Here is a 15,943-nt window from a genome sequence, read left to right as displayed (position 1 = left end):
TCAACAAGTTTCGGTCGTCGTAGTAATGTGGGATAAAATTACAGGAGAACGGCGGTGTGCCTGACCAGTCGGATGATCTGCAGGCACACCGGCATGCTCTCGACTGATTCGACCGGCCCGTGGCGTCAGGCCGCCTCGCCGGGACCGAGCCGACGTTCGCCCCAGGTGGTCCGCTCTCGGAAATCATGTCGCAAGTGGCTTAGCACTTGCGATAAAGTCTTGTGAAACGAATAGCCGCGACTTTCCGGGTGCAGCCGATCTATTGCGGGTTTCAGGAATTGCGCGAGATTGAGGCGCGCGCGCTCCATCTATAAGCAATAATTTCAACAAAACATGAAACGTTGAAATGATATGGACGAAAACGACGCGCTCGCGGGCTTCGCCGCGCTCTCTCACAAGGACCGCTTGCGGATAATCCGCATGTTGGTCGTCGCGGGGGCTGACGGCATGGCCGCTGGTGCCATCGCCGGCGCGCTCGATGATGCGCCGCCGTCGCGCGTCTCCTTCCATCTCAAGGAACTGGAGCGTGCCGGACTCGTGCAGGGGCGGCGAGATGGCAAGTCGATCATCTACAGCGCCAACTGGCCGGCGCTCTCCGATCTCGTCGCCTTCCTCATGCACGACTGCTGCCAAGGTCACTGCAAATATTGCGATCAAGCGATTGCCCTGTTCGCGAAATGCGAGGGCCGCCCAACCGGTACGATCCGCTGCGAATAGGACTGCCGATGCAGAAAGCCCTCGCCTTTGTTGAAAACAATCTCCTGCTGCTGGCCGTTGTAACGGCCGCGCTTGGCCTGCTCGTCCCTTCGCTCGGCATGGTCCTTGAAAGCGGCATAAGCCCGCTTCTGGCATTGCTGATGCTGGTCATCAGCCTGACATTCGACGCTCACGCCGTGAAGCTGGTTTTCCGGAAGCCGAGCCGGCAGCTTTGGGCGCTTGGCCTCGTCTATGGTCCCATGTCGCTCGCCGGATGGCTCACCGGGCGGCTGTTCTTCGGCTCTGGGCCGCTGGCCGCCGGTCAAACCCTTGTCGGCACTCTGCCGACTGACGTTTCCGCTCCGTTGCTGGTCCTGCTCGCACGCGGCAATGTCGCCCTCGCGGCGGTCCTCAATGCGGTCAACACAGTGCTTTCGCCCTTCATCGTGCCGATCCTGTTCCTGCTTCTCACCGGAATCGAGCTGCAAGTTCCCATCGGGGCGATCATCATGGAATTAGTGCTGATCGTGGTGCTGCCGACCGTGATCGGGGTCTACCTACGCACGCGATACCCGGAAGCGGTCGGCCGACACGATGGCCTCTATCCCTCTCTTGGTTCGGTGCTCTACCTGCTCCTGCTTCTGGCGGTCGTGGGTCCAAACGCCGAAACAATCCTCGGCTATGGCTGGTTCGCCCTCCTAATCGCGCTGGCCGCGCTCACGCTGAACCTGATCGGCTATGCGGTCGGGTCCATCGCAAAAGTCTTTGTGGCCGACCGGCAAGAGCTGATCGCCTACCTGTTCACGGTGAGCAAAAAGGAGTTCTCCATTGCGGCGGCGTTCGTAGCGGCGTCCGGGTTGCCCTCGGAAATCGCCGTGCCTGCCGCCTTCTTCGCTGTGATCCAGATGATTACGTCACCGATCGCCGCAAAGATTTTGGCATCGAGAGGCCCGGCGCTGCGGTGAGCAGTCATTAGGTTCTGGCTGGCAGCGGAGACAGGCTCTCTATTATCCTACAATCTGCGACCAGCCCGCATCCACACTGGTCTATCATCCTGTCCAGTTCCGACTTGAGCGCAGTTAGGTCTTCGATTTTTCGCTCGACTTCCTTCCGGTGCTCCTTTGCAATCGCATCAATCGCCGCGCAGGACTGCGAACGATCGTCGGCCAGCTTGAGAAACTCCCTGATCTGATCGAGCGAGAAACCAAGCTCGCGCGCACGCCTGATGAAGCTGAGGCGGTTGAGGTGGCCCGGCTCATATGCACGGTAGTTGCCATCGGTACGCGAGGGTGCGGGCAGGAGACCGTTCTTCTCGTAGAACCGGATCGTCTCGACCTTGGTCCCCGTTCGTCTAGCCAATTGGCCGATCATCAGAATTCTGTCGTTCATCTCTTGACCCTATAGTTACTACAGGGTCTATCTACAATGTCACATCGGGAAAGTCGAGGTGACATCATGGCGGCAGCGAGCCCTTACAGACTGCGTGTAGAAGGCATGGACTGCGCCTCCTGCGCGTTGAAAATTGAAACGGTGATGCAACGCCTGCCGGGCGTTAGCGACATTCATGTCAGCTACGCCAACGAGACGCTCGCATTGCAACTGGATGAGGACCGTACGGCTCTCGGCACCATTGAGCAAAAGATCCGAGCGCTCGGCTACACACCAGTGATCGAGCAGACCGAGGCAAAGGCGAGCCCACCTCGGAAACGCAGCACGGAGGCGTGGTGGAAAGGCAGCAAGGGTCGGCTTGTGCTCCTTACCGGCGCGTTGTTCATCCTTGCCTTCGCCCTCGCGCGTGTCCTGCCCGAATCGGAGCAATGGCTATACTCGGGCGCTGCATTGATCAGCATCATCCCGTTCGCGAGGCGGGCGGTCGCCGGCGCGATGTCCGGCTCCCCCTTCACCATCGAGACGCTGATGACGGTCGCGGCACTCGGCGCGGTCGCCATCGGCGAGGCCGAAGAAGCTGCTGTCGTGATCTTTCTGTTCGCAGTGGGCGAATTGCTTGAAACCGTGGCGGCCGGCCGTGCGCGCGCTGGCATTGAAGCACTGATCGATCTCGTGCCTCGGGCCGCGTTCCGCGAGCGTGATGGTGTTGTTGAGAAGGTCGCCGCAGAAGATCTGGCCGTCGGTGATGTTGTCGTTGTTCGGCCTGGTGACCGTGTGCCGTCTGACGGCACGGTGATTGACGGCGTTTCTGAGGTCGATGAGGCCCCGGTGACAGGCGAATCCGTGCCCGTGCTGAAAGAAGCCGGCGCAAACGTCTATGCCGGCAGCATCAATGCAAATGGCGAGTTGCGGGTGTCGATCAGCCATGTCGCGGCCGACAACACCATCGCCCGTATCATCCACATGGTCGAGGAAGCCCAGGAATCAAAGGCCCCGACGGCGCGTATGATCGACCGTTTCAGCCGCTGGTACACGCCGGGCGCGATGGTCGTCGCGGCTCTGATCGTTGTCGTGCCGCCGCTCGCCTTCGGCGGTGACTGGATGACATGGGTGTATCGGGGTCTCGCGACGTTGCTGATTGCTTGTCCCTGCGCGCTCGTGATTTCCACACCGGCGGCTATTGCTTCGGGTCTTGCCGCCGGTGCGCGTCAGGGACTGTTGATCAAGGGCGGCGCGACGCTGGAAACACTTGGCAAGGTCGTAACCGTTGCCTTCGACAAGACGGGAACGCTGACGCGTGGCCACCCCCAGGTGACGGACATTGTGCCGATCAATGGTGATGAGAACTCCGTCCTTGCCATCGCGGCGGCCGTCGAGCGCAGCACCAGCCATCCTCTCGGGATTGCAATCGTGGAGGCGGCAAAGGTGCGGGGGCTCGAACTGCCCGCCACCTTCGGGGGCGGCGTTGCCACACCCGGCAAAGCGGTCACAGCGCGGTTGAAGGACGGCTTCGCTTCGGTCGGGTCTCCCCGTCACGCCGCCGAACAAACGGGCCTCGAAGAGAGCATCGTTGACACGATCACCGGGCTGGAGAGCCAGGGCAAGACGGTCGTCGTGCTCATCAAGGGCAAGACCATCGAGGGATTGATCGCCTTGCGCGACGAGCCGCGCGACGACGCTATCGAAGGTGTGAAGCGGCTGACAGATCGCGGCGTGCGCCCTCTGATGCTGACCGGCGACAACAAGCGCACGGCCGACGCCATTGCGGCTCATCTCGGCCTTGAGGCGAGCGCCGAACTTCTGCCCGACGCCAAGCTCGCCGAGATCGGCCGCCTCAGGGCTGATGGACCGATTGCCATGGTGGGAGACGGTATCAACGACGCTCCGGCGCTCGCTGCTGCCTCCGTTGGCGTTGCCATGGGTGCGGGCACCGACGTCGCGCTGGAAACCGCTGATGCCGCGCTGCTCAGAAACCGGGTGACGGGTATCGCTGATCTCATCGGATTGTCGCAGGCGACGCTCGGCAATATCTGGCAGAACATCGCAATAGCGCTTGGTCTGAAGGCTGTCTTCCTCGTGACGACTCTATTCGGCATTACCACGCTCTGGATGGCCATCCTCGCCGATACGGGCGCTACTGTCCTCGTTACGGCCAATGCGCTGCGCCTGCTGACCTGGCGCGGCACCCGCGACAAATGAGCTTGAACAGTGCGCACATGCAGGTCGCGGCTTCCACTTCTCGCCAAGAAAGCCGAGGTATAATTTATGAGTAATCAGTCCCAGGGCAGTGCCAATTCATCCGAGAAGAGCGAACAATGGGCGCTCGCATGGGTACTTGCGATTAATACTGCCCAGGCAGCCATTGTGGGAGGATTAGGTTGGTGGGCTCAGTCAACAGGATTGATGGGCTCTGCACTCGATAATCTTGGCGATGCCGGTGTCTACGCCATCAGCCTTTTCGTCGTAGGTCGCGGTTTGGCGGCGAAGGTTCGCGTTGCGCGGCTGTCGGGTATGCTCCTGATAGTATTCGCCGGTTTGCTTCTGTTTGAGGTTGGCCGACGCTTCTTCACTGGCTCCGATCCGATCGGGCCGGTCATGATCGCCGTGGCAATCGCGAGCGCGCTTACGAATATGATCTGCATGTGGTTCCTGAAATCACATCGGGAAAGTGGCGTGCATCTGCAAGCCTCATGGATATTCACGACAAACGATATGCTCGTGAACTCGGCGATCGCTGTTTCTGGTCTTGCAGTAATTCTTTTCAATTCGCCTTATCCGGATCTGATCATTGGCTTGGGTGTGGTTGTAGTCGTTGTCAGAAGCGGCTTCGAAATCCTTGAGAAGGCCGGCGAAGCTGGAAAAGGAGAAAAGGAACATGACTAGTTTGCGAGCCCTATCCGCCGCCTTCCTTGCCCTTGCAGTGTCGATCTCTCCTGCTGTGGGTCACGACTTCCAAGCTGGTTCGATCACCATCAATCACCCGTGGTCACGCGCGACTCCGCCGGTCACGCCGGTAGCCGGCGGCTATCTGACGCTGACAAACGATGGCGATATGGCCGATCGCCTGGTTTCAATCTCATCACCTCTGTCAGACCGGGTGGAAATCCATGAGTCGACCGTGAGCGATGGGGTTGCCAGCATGAGGCCTGTGCAAAATGGCATCGAAATTGGAGCTGGCGAGACCGTCGAGCTTCAACCTGGCGGTATGCACATCATGTTCTTGAAGCCATCGCGCCCTTTGAAGGATGGGGAGCGGTTTGCCGCGACTCTTGTGTTCGAGCAGGCCGGTGCGATCGACGTTGAGTTCGTTGTGCAGAACATGGGCGCTCGTCCGGAATCTGCGAACGAACATGACGGACACGGAGAGGCTGTCCAATGAGCGGCGTCAAACTTTTCCGCCTTGTTGCATGGGTTGCCGTCGCCGCTGTCGGCGGGCTTTTCATCGGCCTGTCCGTATCCAAGCCTTGGCAACAGCAAACCGTGGCGGTCGCGTCCTCGACAGGCACGGCAGCCATCGGCGGCCCGTTCCAGCTCACATCCCATCGAGGCGAAACGATCGACAATGCTGCGCTGGCCGGAAAGCCTTATCTCGCCTTCTTCGGCTTCACCCATTGTCCCGATGTGTGCCCGACGACGCTCTATGAACTGAGCGATCTCATGAACGAGCTCGGGCCGGTGGCCGACCAGTTCAACGTCCTGTTCTTCACCGTCGATCCCGAACGGGACACACAAGAATTGCTGGCTCAGTACATGACAGCCTTTGATAACCGCATCCTCGCACTGCGGGGAAATCGACAGGAAACGGACGCTGTGGTGAAGGCCTTTGCGGCCTATGCGCGAAAAGTGCCTCTGGAAGGGGGCGAATACACAATGGATCATACCGCCGGCGTTTACCTGATGGATGCCGAGAGCCAATTCGTCGGCACGCTCGACATGCACGAGCCGCGTGAGATTCGATTGCAGAAGCTCCGCCGCCTGGCGGGCGAGATTGGCTGATGGAGTTCTCCAGTATCGGAATAGCGACGGCTTTCGCCGCAGGTGTCGTATCCTTCCTGTCGCCCTGCGTCCTTCCGCTGGTGCCGGGCTATATCTCCTACGTCGCAGGCCGCACGATTAGCCCGGATGGCACTGCGGCCGATGCCGAATTCAAGGCGGCAAGCCGAACTCTCGGCCTCAGCCTCTGCTTCGTGCTCGGCTTTACGACCGTGTTCGTCCTCCTTGGGGCCAGCGCAACCGTGTTGAGCCGGCTCCTGCGCATGTATCTTTTCGAAGCGAACCTGATCGGAGGCGTAATCGTCGTCCTCTTCGGTCTGTTCACGACAGGCCTCGTACCAATGCCCTGGCTCAATCGTGAAGCGCGGTTCCATGCCAATCCGGGCAGCGGAAGCGCCGGCGCGGCTTATCTCCTCGGTCTCGCTTTCGCGTTCGGCTGGACTCCCTGCATCGGACCAGTGCTGGGCGCGATTCTGACCCTGTCCGCCGCCAACGCCACGGTCGCAAGCGGAACGACGCTGCTCGCCGTCTACTCGCTCGGCCTTGGCCTCCCTTTCATCTTGGCCGCTTTGTTCATGCGCGGGTTCATGGCGCGGATGATGTCGATGCGCCGTACTGGCCGGGTGCTCAAAATCGTCGCTGGTGGGGTGATGGTGGTGATGGGCATCGCCATGATCACCGGCCATCTAACCAGCTTTGCGATATGGCTGCTCCAGACTTTCCCGGCCCTCGGCCGGATCGGCTAAGCCGGAGTTTAAAGGACATTTGGACATGCTCAGGCTCGGCCTTCCCATCGCCCTTGGCGGATTTTTCCTTGATCAGGCGACGAAGTGGTGGGTCCTGAACCATGTTATGAACCCGCCTCAGGTCATCCCCGTCACCGGCTTCTTTAATCTCGTGCTCGGCTTCAATACCGGCGTGAGCTTCGGATTGTTCGGCCAGGCGCCGGCTTGGCTCCTGATGGCGTTCACGCTCGCTATAGTCGCTGGCCTCCTTGTCTGGATCCATCGAAGCGACAGCCGCCTGACGGCATCCGCCCTCGGGCTCGTGGTTGGGGGGGCGCTCGGCAATCTGCTCGACCGGCTGCGGCAGGGTGCGGTGGCGGATTTCCTGGATTTTTACATTGGCAGCTATCATTGGCCCGCCTTCAACCTTGCCGACGTGGCGATTGTCTGTGGGGTCGGGCTTTTGCTGGTGGAGAGCGTTCTGGCACGAGGCAAAACAAAGGCTGCATGAACAGAAGTCCTCGCCAGCTATCCGAAACTATCGCCGCAAAATTCCCGGAACCTGCAACGTAGCGGGCTTTAGAAGTAGTGCGACATGGCAATGGCTCGGGCGGGCTTAGCCGCAGCAGGCAGACGCTCTCGTCTGCTGCGCGCGATGCCTCGGCTTGCAGATTGCGGGGCGCGGGCTGAGACGCACAATCGTCCGGTCTTTCTCGATCTCGATTCCGGCCCCGTCATAGACCTGCATCGGCTCACCGGGCCGGCTCACCTCCCATGTCAACCGCGCGTCCGTGTCAAGCTGGACCCTGCTGCCGACCTTTCCCAAGATTGACCGGAACTTGGCGACGGTCATCGGCATGCTGCCTTCGGTCGGGGGAATATCCTCGACCTGCAAGACCGTCTCCCGCCACGCATCGGGATTGCCGCCGCAATCGAGCGTGACGAAGGAACCGGCCTTGACCTCCGTGATGTGATAGCCGGCCTGCACCTGCTGCCCGTCGCCATAGGCGAGCACAAGAACCTTGTCGGCATGGCCCTCCAAAATATCGAGGATCGCCCCGAGCGAGGCAACATCAGGAAATTCTGTGATTAAGGGGCTGGCGTAAGCGTTCATGTCCGTGTATCCATGATTCAACTACTCTTGAGATGTTGAGGCATACATGAACGAAAAGCAAGCCCTCTCTGCCTTCGCGGCGCTCTCGCAGGAAACCCGGCTGCGCATCGTGCGCCTGCTGGTGACGGCCGGCCCGGAAGGGATGCCGGCCGGCGCGATCGGGGAAGCGATGGACGGCGCATCGTCGTCGCGCATGTCCTTCCACCTGAGCCACCTTGAACAAGCCGACCTCATCGAGTCGCGGCGCGACGGGCGCTCGATCATCTACAGCGCCTCCTATCCGGCGCTGTCCGGCCTGCTCGAATTTCTCATGCGCGATTGCTGCCAAGGCCACCCGGACGTGTGCAACCCGGCAGTCGCCGCGCTGTCCTGCTGCAAACCGACGAAAGGCGTCACCCATGCCTGAGCCTATGGCCAATCACTCCGATAGAATCTTCAACGTGCTGTTTCTTTGCACCGGAAATTCCGCCCGCTCGATCCTTGCCGAAAGCATCTTGAACAAGGATGGTGCGGGTCGCTTCCGGGCCTATTCGGCTGGAAGCCAGCCCAAAGGCGAAGTGAACCCGCTCGCCCTGAAGGTACTCGAAAGCTACGACTACCCGGCTGAAGGCTTCCGATCGAAAGGATGGGAAGAATTCTCCGGCCCCGACGCGCCGGTGATGGATTTCGTGTTCACCGTCTGCGACAACGCGGCCGGCGAAGCCTGTCCGGTCTGGCCGGGCCAGCCGATGACCGCGCATTGGGGTATCGAAGACCCCGCCACCGTCGAGGGCACCGAGATTCAGCGCATGGCGGCTTTTGTCACGGCGTTTCGCTACATGAAAACCCGGATTTCGGTCTTCGTGGCCTTGCCCGTCGCCAGCCTCGATAAATCGTCGCTCAATATGAAGCTCAACGAAATCGGTCAATCCGAAGGGGCAGCCTCGCCCCGCTCTGGCGCGGCGTGAGGCAATCCATGGATGTCATTGTCTACCACAATCCCGATTGCGGCACCTCGCGCAATACGCTCGGCCTGATCCGCAATTCCGGCGTCGAGCCGCATATCATCGAATATCTGAAAACCCCGCCCTCACGGGCGCTGCTCGCGCAACTCATCGAGCGCGCCAGCCTGACGGCCCGCTCGATCTTGCGGGAGAAAGGAACGCCCTATGCCGACCTCGGCCTTGGCGATCCAGAATTGAGCGATGACGCATTGCTCGACGCCATGATGGCGCACCCGATCCTCATCAATCGCCCCCTCGTCGTCACCCCCCAAGGGGTCAAGCTCTGCCGACCGTCCGAAGCCGTTCTTGATCTGCTGCCCCCACAACGGGGCGAGTTCGTCAAAGAGGATGGCGAGCGGATCATTGACGAACATGGACGGCGCGTTGCTTCCGCCTGACTTTCAGCCTGCGATTGGAGAATACTGATGGCTTCCCTCAAGCCAGCTTCCCGCCTTGGTTTCCTCGACCGCTATCTGACGGTGTGGATTTTCGCCGCGATGGCACTCGGCGTCGTGCTGGGCACGATATTCACCGGCTTGCCGGAAGCTCTCAACGCCATGTCGGTCGGCACCACCAACATACCGATCGCCATCGGCCTGATCCTGATGATGTATCCGCCGCTCGCCAAGGTGCGCTACGAAGAACTGCACCGGGTCTTTTCCGACAAGCGAGTGCTGATCCTTTCGCTGGTACAAAACTGGATCATCGGCCCGACGCTGATGTTCGCGCTGGCCGTGATCTTCCTGCGCGACCACCCGGAATACATGACAGGACTGATCCTGATCGGACTCGCCCGCTGCATCGCTATGGTGCTGGTCTGGAACCAACTCGCGCGCGGCGACAATCAATATGTCGCCGGTCTGGTTGCCTTCAACTCGATATTCCAGATTCTGTTCTTCTCCACCTATGCGTGGTTTTTCCTTTCCGTCTTGCCACCCCTCTTCGGCCTTGAGGGCAGCGTCATAGACGTGAGCTTCTGGACCATTACCGAAGCGGTGCTGATCTATCTCGGCATTCCCTTCCTCGCCGGGTTCCTGACGCGCCGCATCCTCATCGCTCGCAAAGGCGCGGGCTGGTATGAGCACGAATTTCTGCCGCGCATCAGCCCCATAACGCTAGCCGCGCTGCTGTTCACCATTGTCGCCATGTTCAGCCTCAAGGGCGCGGACGTGGTGTCGCTGCCTCTCGATGTCCTGCGCATAGCCATTCCCCTGGCGCTTTATTTCGTCATCCAGTTCCTCATCAGCTTCGCGATGGGCCGGCTGATCGAGGCGGATTATCCGCGCACCACGGCCATCGCCTTCACCGCTGCCGGCAATAATTTCGAGTTGGCCATCGCGGTCGCCATCGCGGCATTCGGTCTCGCATCGCCGGTGGCCTTCGCCGCCGTCATCGGCCCGCTCGTGGAAGTGCCCGCACTGATCCTGCTCGTTCATGTCGCGCTCAGGCTCGGCGCGAAGTGGTTTCCCGAGAAAGGGACGCCCGTTGCCGTTCCGGCCGAGGCCAAGCCATGACGGTTTCCGACCTTCCTAATGTGGTCCGCGCGGTGCTCGACAGCCCATCGGCTGAACGCCTACGAACGACGCCCTCTGCTCATCCGCCGCGCATTCTCCTGCTCTACGGCTCGTTGCGTGAACGCTCCTATAGCAAGCTGCTCACGCTCGAAGCCGAACGGCTCCTCAACCACTTCGGCGCGGAAACCCGTGTGTTCGATCCGCACGGCCTGCCGCTGCCTGATGGTGCGCCCGTTGATCATCCGAAGGTGCAGGAGCTTCGGAAACTTTCGGAATGGTCCGAAGGGCAGGTCTGGACCAGCCCCGAACGTCACGGTGCCATGAGCGGAGTCCTCAAGGCGCAAATCGACTGGATACCGCTCGCGGTTGGCGCAGTTCGCCCCACCCAGGGCCGCACATTGGCCGTGATGCAAGTCTCTGGCGGCTCGCAGAGTTTCAACGCCGTCAACCAACTTCGCGTCCTCGGCCGCTGGATGCGGATGATCACCATCCCCAACCAGTCCTCGGTCGCCAAGGCATATCAGGAGTTCGACGAAGCGGGTCGAATGAAGCCTTCATCCTATTACGACCGGGTGGTCGATGTGATGGAGGAACTGGTGAAGTTCACGCTTCTGACCCGCGACGTCGCTCCTTACCTCACCGACCGCTACAGCGAGCGCAAGGAAACCGCCCAAAAGCTGGAAGAGCGTATGGCGCTCAAGCGCGTCCGGTGACGACAAACCTGCCGGCTCAAACGGGCCTGTCTCCCGACGCGAGAAGGTGGCCCGTCATCTCCGCGCTCGGCATCGTACAGATATTTGCATGGGGCAGCTCCTATTACCTGCTCGCCGTTCTCGCCGCCCCGATCGCGGCCGATACGGGTTGGCCGCTTTCATGGATCGTCGGCGCTCTCTCCATTGGCCTGCTCGCGGCCGGCGTCGTTTCCCCGCGCGTGGGTGACGCCATTGGCCAGCACGGCGGGCGTCCCATCCTTGCTCTGGCTTGCCTGCTGTTCGCTGCCGGCCTCGTCATCCTTGCGGCTGCGCCGTCCCTATGGGTATTCGTCGCCGGATGGATCGTGCTCGGTATCGGCATGGGGGCCGGCCTTTATGATGCGGCATTTGCCACGCTCGGGGGCTATTATGGCCGTTCCGCGCGATCCGCCATCACTACACTGACCTTGTGGGGCGGCTTCGCAAGCACGGTCTGCTGGCCGCTCTCGGCCTTGTTTCTGGAGCATCTGGGATGGCGCGGGGCCTGCATGGCCTATGCCGGCATTCATCTCGCGATCTGCCTGCCGCTCGTGCTGCTGGTCCTTCCGAGCAACGGCAAGCCCAGGCCGATCGGTGGCAAAGACCAAGCTCCTGCGATCAAGCTGCGCGACCATGAGCGCCGGGCCTATCTGATCATGATGGCGATCGTGGTGCTGGCCGGATTGGGCGTCACCATCATATCGGTGCATCTGCTGACCCTGTTGCAGCAACGCGGGCTGTCGCTGGGCGAAGCTGTAGCCCTCGGCGCGCTGATAGGCCCGGCCCAAGTCGCCGGCCGAATTGGCGAAATGGCGAGCGGGGGGAGGCATCATCCCTTCTGGACACTCGCGGCCGCCTCCGTCCTGAGCGCGGCAGGGGTGACGATGCTCGCGGCAGGTTTTCTCATCATCGGCCTGTCGCTCATCCTCTACGGGGCCGGCAATGGCATCTTCTCGATCGCCAAGGGTGCGCTCCCGCTCGCCCTGTTCGGACCTTCCCGCTATGCGCCGATCATGGGGCGGCTTGCCCGGCCCAGTCTCGTCGCCCAAGCTGCCGGCCCAACCGTGGGTGCGATCCTGCTTTCGGTCGGGGGCACCGATCAAACTCTTGTGGCGCTGGCAGCTCTCGCCATCGCCAATCTCGCCCTCGTCGCGCTGTTATGGGGGCCGATCAAAGGAGAAGCGGGAAGCAACGATAAGTTTTGAGAAGCCGTCACGAAGATCCCTGATTTTTGTAGCAGGTCAGGCCAACGTTGAATTTTCAGGGGAATTTCTGTCGCAAATGTCGCGTGCGAAAGTCAAAATTGTGCGACTGATTTTTGCGACACGTCGCGGCCCGGAATCCGGGCCGCAATGGATTACCGCTCTTCCCGCTGCTGTGGTGCTGGACCGATTGTAGCGGGTTCCCCTTCGATGATGCGGATCGGCACGCCCAAAGCAGCCGAAAGGGATGCTTCGCTGCCACCGGCAAGCTCTGTTCCGGGGAGAACCGTAAGAACCACATATCCGGTGCGCTCATCGACATATCCGCCGTAGCCATCGGGAAGAACGCGCGTAATCATCTGGCGGTCATCCAACGCGGCGACCAGTTGATCGACGGTATGGGATGCGCCTGTCAGGACTTCGACACGCACCCGATCTTCGCCCAATTGGTACTGAAGCGTGCCCGCATCCCGGTCTCCCGTTAGCCTGACGACGACATGGAAATCGGGCTCGCGCTCGATGAAGATACCGGCGATACGGTCGCGGAAACGCTCCTGTAGGGCGGCCGAAAGCGGGCCGGTGTCCGGCTCCATCTCATGCGAGGGGATTTCAGGAACATAGTTCTCAGGCAACCCGGCCGGTCTGGCGGACGTGGGCGCCTCCGCGCCTGCCACGGATGCTGCCGCGACAAACACCGTTGCGCCAAAAGCCCCCGCCCATACCCTATTCATTTGTGGTTTTGCCGCGTGCTTCGAAGAGCGCGGCCTTGTCTTCCGCGGGGCTGATGAAACCGTCGCCATCGGTGTCGATCTGGTCGAAGACTTCATCGGTCATGTTCGGATTCCCGGCTTTCGCCTCTTCCCGGCTCAGCTTGCCGTCGCCATCCGTGTCGCCCGCGTCCCATTCGGCCTGCCATGCGGCTTCGTCAAAATCTGCGGGCGGTTCCGTCTGGGCGAAGGCAGGGACGGCGAGACCGATGGCGAACAGGCTGGCAATGGCAAGTCTCAAGGCTGTTCCTCCAAAGTCGAGTGAATATACAGCCATCACCTTAGGATAATTCGCGAAAATCCCAAAGACCGCGACAGTCGCGAAGGCCGCTTCCGGCGGATCCTTGTTACTGCTCAGCCAACCGGGAGCGGGAACTCGTGTCAACGACTAAGGCGGCCAAATTCAACTCTCTGATCCGTCACATCCTCCGACACCTCCTGCCGCAGCTTCGGTCCCTGTGCGAGGCGGCGACCGAGCGCGGTGATGAACGCCTCGTATCGCTCCGCTGATTTGGCCTTCGCGGCCTTTGCCGCCGGCTCAGGCAAGGCCGGTGTGGTGTTGACCCAGAAGCGGATGAAGACCGCCAGGCTTTCGACGGCGATGCCGACGTCTCGTTCAAGCCGGTCCATGCGGCGATCGAGTCGATCGAGGCGCTTGGCGATTATCGCCTCTCGGCGTTCGGCATCGTCGGGAGACAGGAATGAGGCGATGGCCGCCTCGCCGATCATCGACTGCGACCGGTCCCGCCGCGCGGCAAACTCGGTCAGGGCTTTTTCGACATCGGGGTCCAGATAGACGGTGAGTTTTTTCTTCTTCCGGAGATTGGCCATGGCGCTACAGCTCCATGCCGTCGTTCGGGTCCATGGCAACCTGCCGGGCAATGCCCTGCACCTGGCGGATCATGCGCCGATTTTGCATGGCCTCTTCCTCAACTTCATCGGGCGGCGCGATCTCGAATTCGTTCTCGAGGGGCTTTTTCTTCTCCACGGGCTTTACGCGGCTGAGTTCAGGCTGCAATCGGCGTTCGGATTCGGTCGGATCTTCGTCATTGGTTCTCTGGTCGCCGTGATCCGTGGCGCCTTCCGGTCGCGCCGGGATCGGAAGCTTGGTCCAGTCGTCGGGCCGCGTTTCTTCGGGACCTTTCAATTCAGGCGGTGACAGAACGCGCTCGCGAAACCGGGCGTCCTCGTAATAGCGCGCCTTCGTCGCCCGGATCGGGGGGATGCCCGCCACCATGACGATCTCCTCATGTGGGGGAAGCTGCATGATCTCGCCCGGCGTCAGCAACTGGCGCGCGGTTTCCGAGCGCGAGACCATAAGGTGCCCGAGCCAGGGCGACAGGCGATGGCCGGCATAGTTCTTCATCGCCTTCATCTCGGTGGCGGTGCCGAGCGCATCCGACACCCGTTTCGCCGTGCGCTCGTCGTTGGTGGCGAAGCTGACGCGGAGATGGCAGTTGTCGAGGATCGAGTTGTTCGGCCCGTAGGCTTTCTCGATCTGGTTCAGCGACTGCGCGATCAGGAAGCTCTTGAGGCCATAGCCGGCCATGAACGCCAGCGCCGTCTCGAAGAAGTCCAGTCGCCCGAGCGCCGGAAACTCGTCGAGCATCAAGAGCAGCCGATGCCGCCCGGCATTCGCCTGCAGATCCTCGGTCAGGCGGCGGCCGACCTGGTTCAGCAGCAAACGCATCAGGGGTTTGGTGCGGTTGATGTCGGATGGTGGCACCACGAGGTAGAGCGTGGTCGGCTGATCGCCGGCCACAATATCGCCGATCCGCCAATCGGAGCGGCGCGTGACCTTGGCCACGACGGGATCGCGATAGAGGCCCAGAAACGACATCGCCGTCGACAACACGCCGCTGCGCTCGTTCTCGGACTTGTTGCGCAGCTCGCGCGCGGCGCTGGCAACGACCGGGTGCGGCCCCGCTTCGCCCAGATGCGCGGTCTTCATCATGGCGCGCAACGTGGAATCCACCGGGCGCTTCGGATCGGACAGGAATTTGGCCACACCTGCCAGGGTCTTGTCGGGTTCGGCGTAAAGCACATGCAGGATGGCGCCCACCAGCAGCGAATGGCTGGTCTTTTCCCAATGGTTGCGCTTGTCGAGACTGCCTTCCGGATCGACGAGGATGTCGGCGATGTTCTGGACGTCGCGCACCTCCCACTCGCCGCGGCGCACTTCCAGCAGCGGATTGTAGGCCGAGGATTTCGGGTTGGTCGGGTCGAAGAGCAGCACGCGGCCGTGCTGCGAGCGGAAGCCGGAGGTGAGCTGCCAGTTCTCACCCTTGATGTCGTGGACGATGGCCGACCCCGGCCAGGTCAGCAGCGACGGGACGACGAGGCCGACGCCTTTGCCCGAACGTGTCGGGGCAAAGCACAGGACATGCTCCGGCCCGTCATGGCGTAGATAGTCCTTCTCGTAACGGCCGAGAACAACACCATCGGGATCGAGCAGGCCCGCCGCCTTGATCTCTCCTTTCCCGGCCCATCGCGCCGAGCCATAGGTGGCGACGTTTTTCGCCTCGCGCGCCCGCCAGACCGACATGCCGATGGCGACGGCAATGGCGATGAAGCCGCCCGATGCCGCGATGATCCCGCCCTTGGCGAAGATCGGCGGCGCATAGGCTTCGTAGAAATACCACCACCAGAAGATCGCGGGCGGATAATAGATCGGCACGCCGAACATCACGAACCAGGGCGGCCCGAGTTGCGCCTGATAACCGAGGCTCGAGGCGACATACTGGGTCGCGCCCCAGGTGGTGGCGAGGATGATGAGGAAGACGATGGTGATCTGTCCCCAGAGGATCTTGGTCGCGGACATTGCGATGG

At 61.4% G+C, this 15,943-nt stretch carries 20 protein-coding genes; 14 read left to right on the top strand and 6 right to left on the bottom strand.

The window, feature by feature from the left end; all coding sequences use genetic code 11:
• Positions 1-351 precede the first annotated feature (351 nt).
• Both CHEJ32_RS0114175 and CHEJ32_RS0114170 read left to right on the top strand, forming a co-directional pair.
• Positions 352-717: a helix-turn-helix transcriptional regulator gene (locus CHEJ32_RS0114175; RefSeq protein WP_012092654.1), complete on the top strand. Its 366-nt coding sequence runs from the start codon at positions 352-354 to the stop codon at positions 715-717.
• Between the two features lie 8 nt (positions 718-725).
• Positions 726-1,661 carry a bile acid:sodium symporter family protein gene (locus CHEJ32_RS0114170; protein ID WP_012092653.1) on the top strand — a complete coding sequence of 312 codons (936 nt, stop codon included), beginning with the start codon at positions 726-728 and terminating at the stop codon, positions 1,659-1,661.
• Between the two features lie 7 nt (positions 1,662-1,668).
• Here the strand turns inward: CHEJ32_RS0114170 and CHEJ32_RS0114165 are convergent, their stop codons facing one another.
• Positions 1,669-2,085 carry a helix-turn-helix domain-containing protein gene (locus tag CHEJ32_RS0114165; protein ID WP_012092652.1) on the bottom strand — a complete coding sequence of 139 codons (417 nt, stop codon included), beginning with the start codon at positions 2,083-2,085 and terminating at the stop codon, positions 1,669-1,671.
• Between the two features lie 66 nt (positions 2,086-2,151).
• Between CHEJ32_RS0114165 and CHEJ32_RS0114160 the strand changes: the two genes are divergently transcribed.
• The 6 genes from CHEJ32_RS0114160 to lspA all read left to right on the top strand — a co-directional run bounded on the left by CHEJ32_RS0114160 (position 2,152) and on the right by lspA (position 7,314).
• Complete coding sequence (locus tag CHEJ32_RS0114160) at positions 2,152-4,284, top strand: heavy metal translocating P-type ATPase (RefSeq protein ID WP_028034401.1); 2,133 nt, start codon at positions 2,152-2,154, stop codon at positions 4,282-4,284.
• Between the two features lie 66 nt (positions 4,285-4,350).
• Positions 4,351-4,968 (top strand): cation transporter, encoded by a 618-nt coding sequence (locus CHEJ32_RS0114155; RefSeq protein WP_012092650.1) that lies wholly within the window; start codon positions 4,351-4,353, stop codon positions 4,966-4,968.
• A complete protein-coding gene (locus tag CHEJ32_RS0114150) occupies positions 4,961-5,464 on the top strand; it encodes a copper chaperone PCu(A)C (protein WP_028034400.1) in 504 nt (167 codons plus the stop codon). Before CHEJ32_RS0114155 ends, CHEJ32_RS0114150 begins: the two co-directional genes overlap by 8 nt.
• The gene (locus CHEJ32_RS0114145; RefSeq protein WP_012092648.1) at positions 5,461-6,081 is read left to right on the top strand and encodes an SCO family protein; all 621 of its coding nucleotides are present in this window, start codon (positions 5,461-5,463) and stop codon (positions 6,079-6,081) included. The genes CHEJ32_RS0114150 and CHEJ32_RS0114145 overlap by 4 nt, the downstream gene beginning before the upstream one ends.
• Positions 6,081-6,824, top strand: a complete 744-nt coding sequence (locus CHEJ32_RS0114140) for a cytochrome c biogenesis CcdA family protein (protein ID WP_012092647.1) — start codon at positions 6,081-6,083, stop codon at positions 6,822-6,824. The genes CHEJ32_RS0114145 and CHEJ32_RS0114140 overlap by 1 nt, the downstream gene beginning before the upstream one ends.
• 25 nt (positions 6,825-6,849) lie before the next feature.
• Complete coding sequence (gene lspA / locus CHEJ32_RS0114135; protein ID WP_012092646.1) at positions 6,850-7,314, top strand: signal peptidase II; 465 nt, start codon at positions 6,850-6,852, stop codon at positions 7,312-7,314.
• A gap of 105 nt (positions 7,315-7,419) precedes the next feature.
• Here lspA and CHEJ32_RS0114130 read toward each other — a convergent pair whose 3' ends face one another.
• Complete coding sequence (locus CHEJ32_RS0114130; RefSeq protein WP_012092645.1) at positions 7,420-7,917, bottom strand: DUF6428 family protein; 498 nt, start codon at positions 7,915-7,917, stop codon at positions 7,420-7,422.
• A gap of 46 nt (positions 7,918-7,963) precedes the next feature.
• Between CHEJ32_RS0114130 and CHEJ32_RS0114125 the strand changes: the two genes are divergently transcribed.
• Genes CHEJ32_RS0114125 through CHEJ32_RS24885 form a run of 6 tightly spaced genes read left to right on the top strand, consistent with a single transcriptional unit; the run spans position 7,964 to position 12,350 of the window.
• Positions 7,964-8,323, top strand: a complete 360-nt coding sequence (locus tag CHEJ32_RS0114125) for a helix-turn-helix transcriptional regulator (protein ID WP_012092644.1) — start codon at positions 7,964-7,966, stop codon at positions 8,321-8,323.
• Positions 8,316-8,864, top strand: a complete 549-nt coding sequence (locus CHEJ32_RS0114120; protein WP_012092643.1) for an arsenate reductase ArsC — start codon at positions 8,316-8,318, stop codon at positions 8,862-8,864. Before CHEJ32_RS0114125 ends, CHEJ32_RS0114120 begins: the two co-directional genes overlap by 8 nt.
• A gap of 8 nt (positions 8,865-8,872) precedes the next feature.
• Positions 8,873-9,298, top strand: coding sequence for an arsenate reductase (glutaredoxin) (gene arsC / locus CHEJ32_RS0114115; RefSeq protein ID WP_012092642.1), 426 nt, complete (start codon positions 8,873-8,875; stop codon positions 9,296-9,298).
• Between the two features lie 27 nt (positions 9,299-9,325).
• Complete coding sequence (arsB, locus tag CHEJ32_RS0114110) at positions 9,326-10,414, top strand: ACR3 family arsenite efflux transporter (RefSeq protein WP_012092641.1); 1,089 nt, start codon at positions 9,326-9,328, stop codon at positions 10,412-10,414.
• Positions 10,411-11,127: an arsenical resistance protein ArsH gene (gene arsH / locus CHEJ32_RS0114105; RefSeq protein WP_012092640.1), complete on the top strand. Its 717-nt coding sequence runs from the start codon at positions 10,411-10,413 to the stop codon at positions 11,125-11,127. The genes arsB and arsH overlap by 4 nt, the downstream gene beginning before the upstream one ends.
• Entirely contained in the window at positions 11,124-12,350 is a 1,227-nt protein-coding gene (locus CHEJ32_RS24885; protein ID WP_012092639.1) for an MFS transporter, read from the top strand. The genes arsH and CHEJ32_RS24885 overlap by 4 nt, the downstream gene beginning before the upstream one ends.
• Positions 12,351-12,502: 152 nt before the next feature.
• Here CHEJ32_RS24885 and CHEJ32_RS0114095 read toward each other — a convergent pair whose 3' ends face one another.
• The 4 genes from CHEJ32_RS0114095 to CHEJ32_RS0114080 all read right to left on the bottom strand — a co-directional run bounded on the left by CHEJ32_RS0114095 (position 12,503) and on the right by CHEJ32_RS0114080 (position 15,935).
• A complete protein-coding gene (locus CHEJ32_RS0114095) occupies positions 12,503-13,078 on the bottom strand; it encodes a hypothetical protein (RefSeq protein ID WP_028034399.1) in 576 nt (191 codons plus the stop codon).
• Complete coding sequence (locus CHEJ32_RS24880; protein WP_036749074.1) at positions 13,071-13,355, bottom strand: hypothetical protein; 285 nt, start codon at positions 13,353-13,355, stop codon at positions 13,071-13,073. Before CHEJ32_RS24880 ends, CHEJ32_RS0114095 begins: the two co-directional genes overlap by 8 nt.
• Positions 13,356-13,495: 140 nt before the next feature.
• Positions 13,496-13,945 (bottom strand): CopG family transcriptional regulator, encoded by a 450-nt coding sequence (locus tag CHEJ32_RS24875; protein ID WP_012092637.1) that lies wholly within the window; start codon positions 13,943-13,945, stop codon positions 13,496-13,498.
• A gap of 4 nt (positions 13,946-13,949) precedes the next feature.
• Positions 13,950-15,935 (bottom strand): conjugal transfer protein TraG, encoded by a 1,986-nt coding sequence (locus CHEJ32_RS0114080; protein WP_028034398.1) that lies wholly within the window; start codon positions 15,933-15,935, stop codon positions 13,950-13,952.
• Positions 15,936-15,943 lie beyond the last annotated feature (8 nt).

The organism is Chelativorans sp. J32, assembly GCF_000518985.1.
Lineage (GTDB): Bacteria > Pseudomonadota > Alphaproteobacteria > Rhizobiales > Rhizobiaceae > Chelativorans.
The sequence above is the reverse complement of the archived record's forward strand: the minus strand, read 5'-3'. Positions and strand labels throughout refer to the sequence as shown.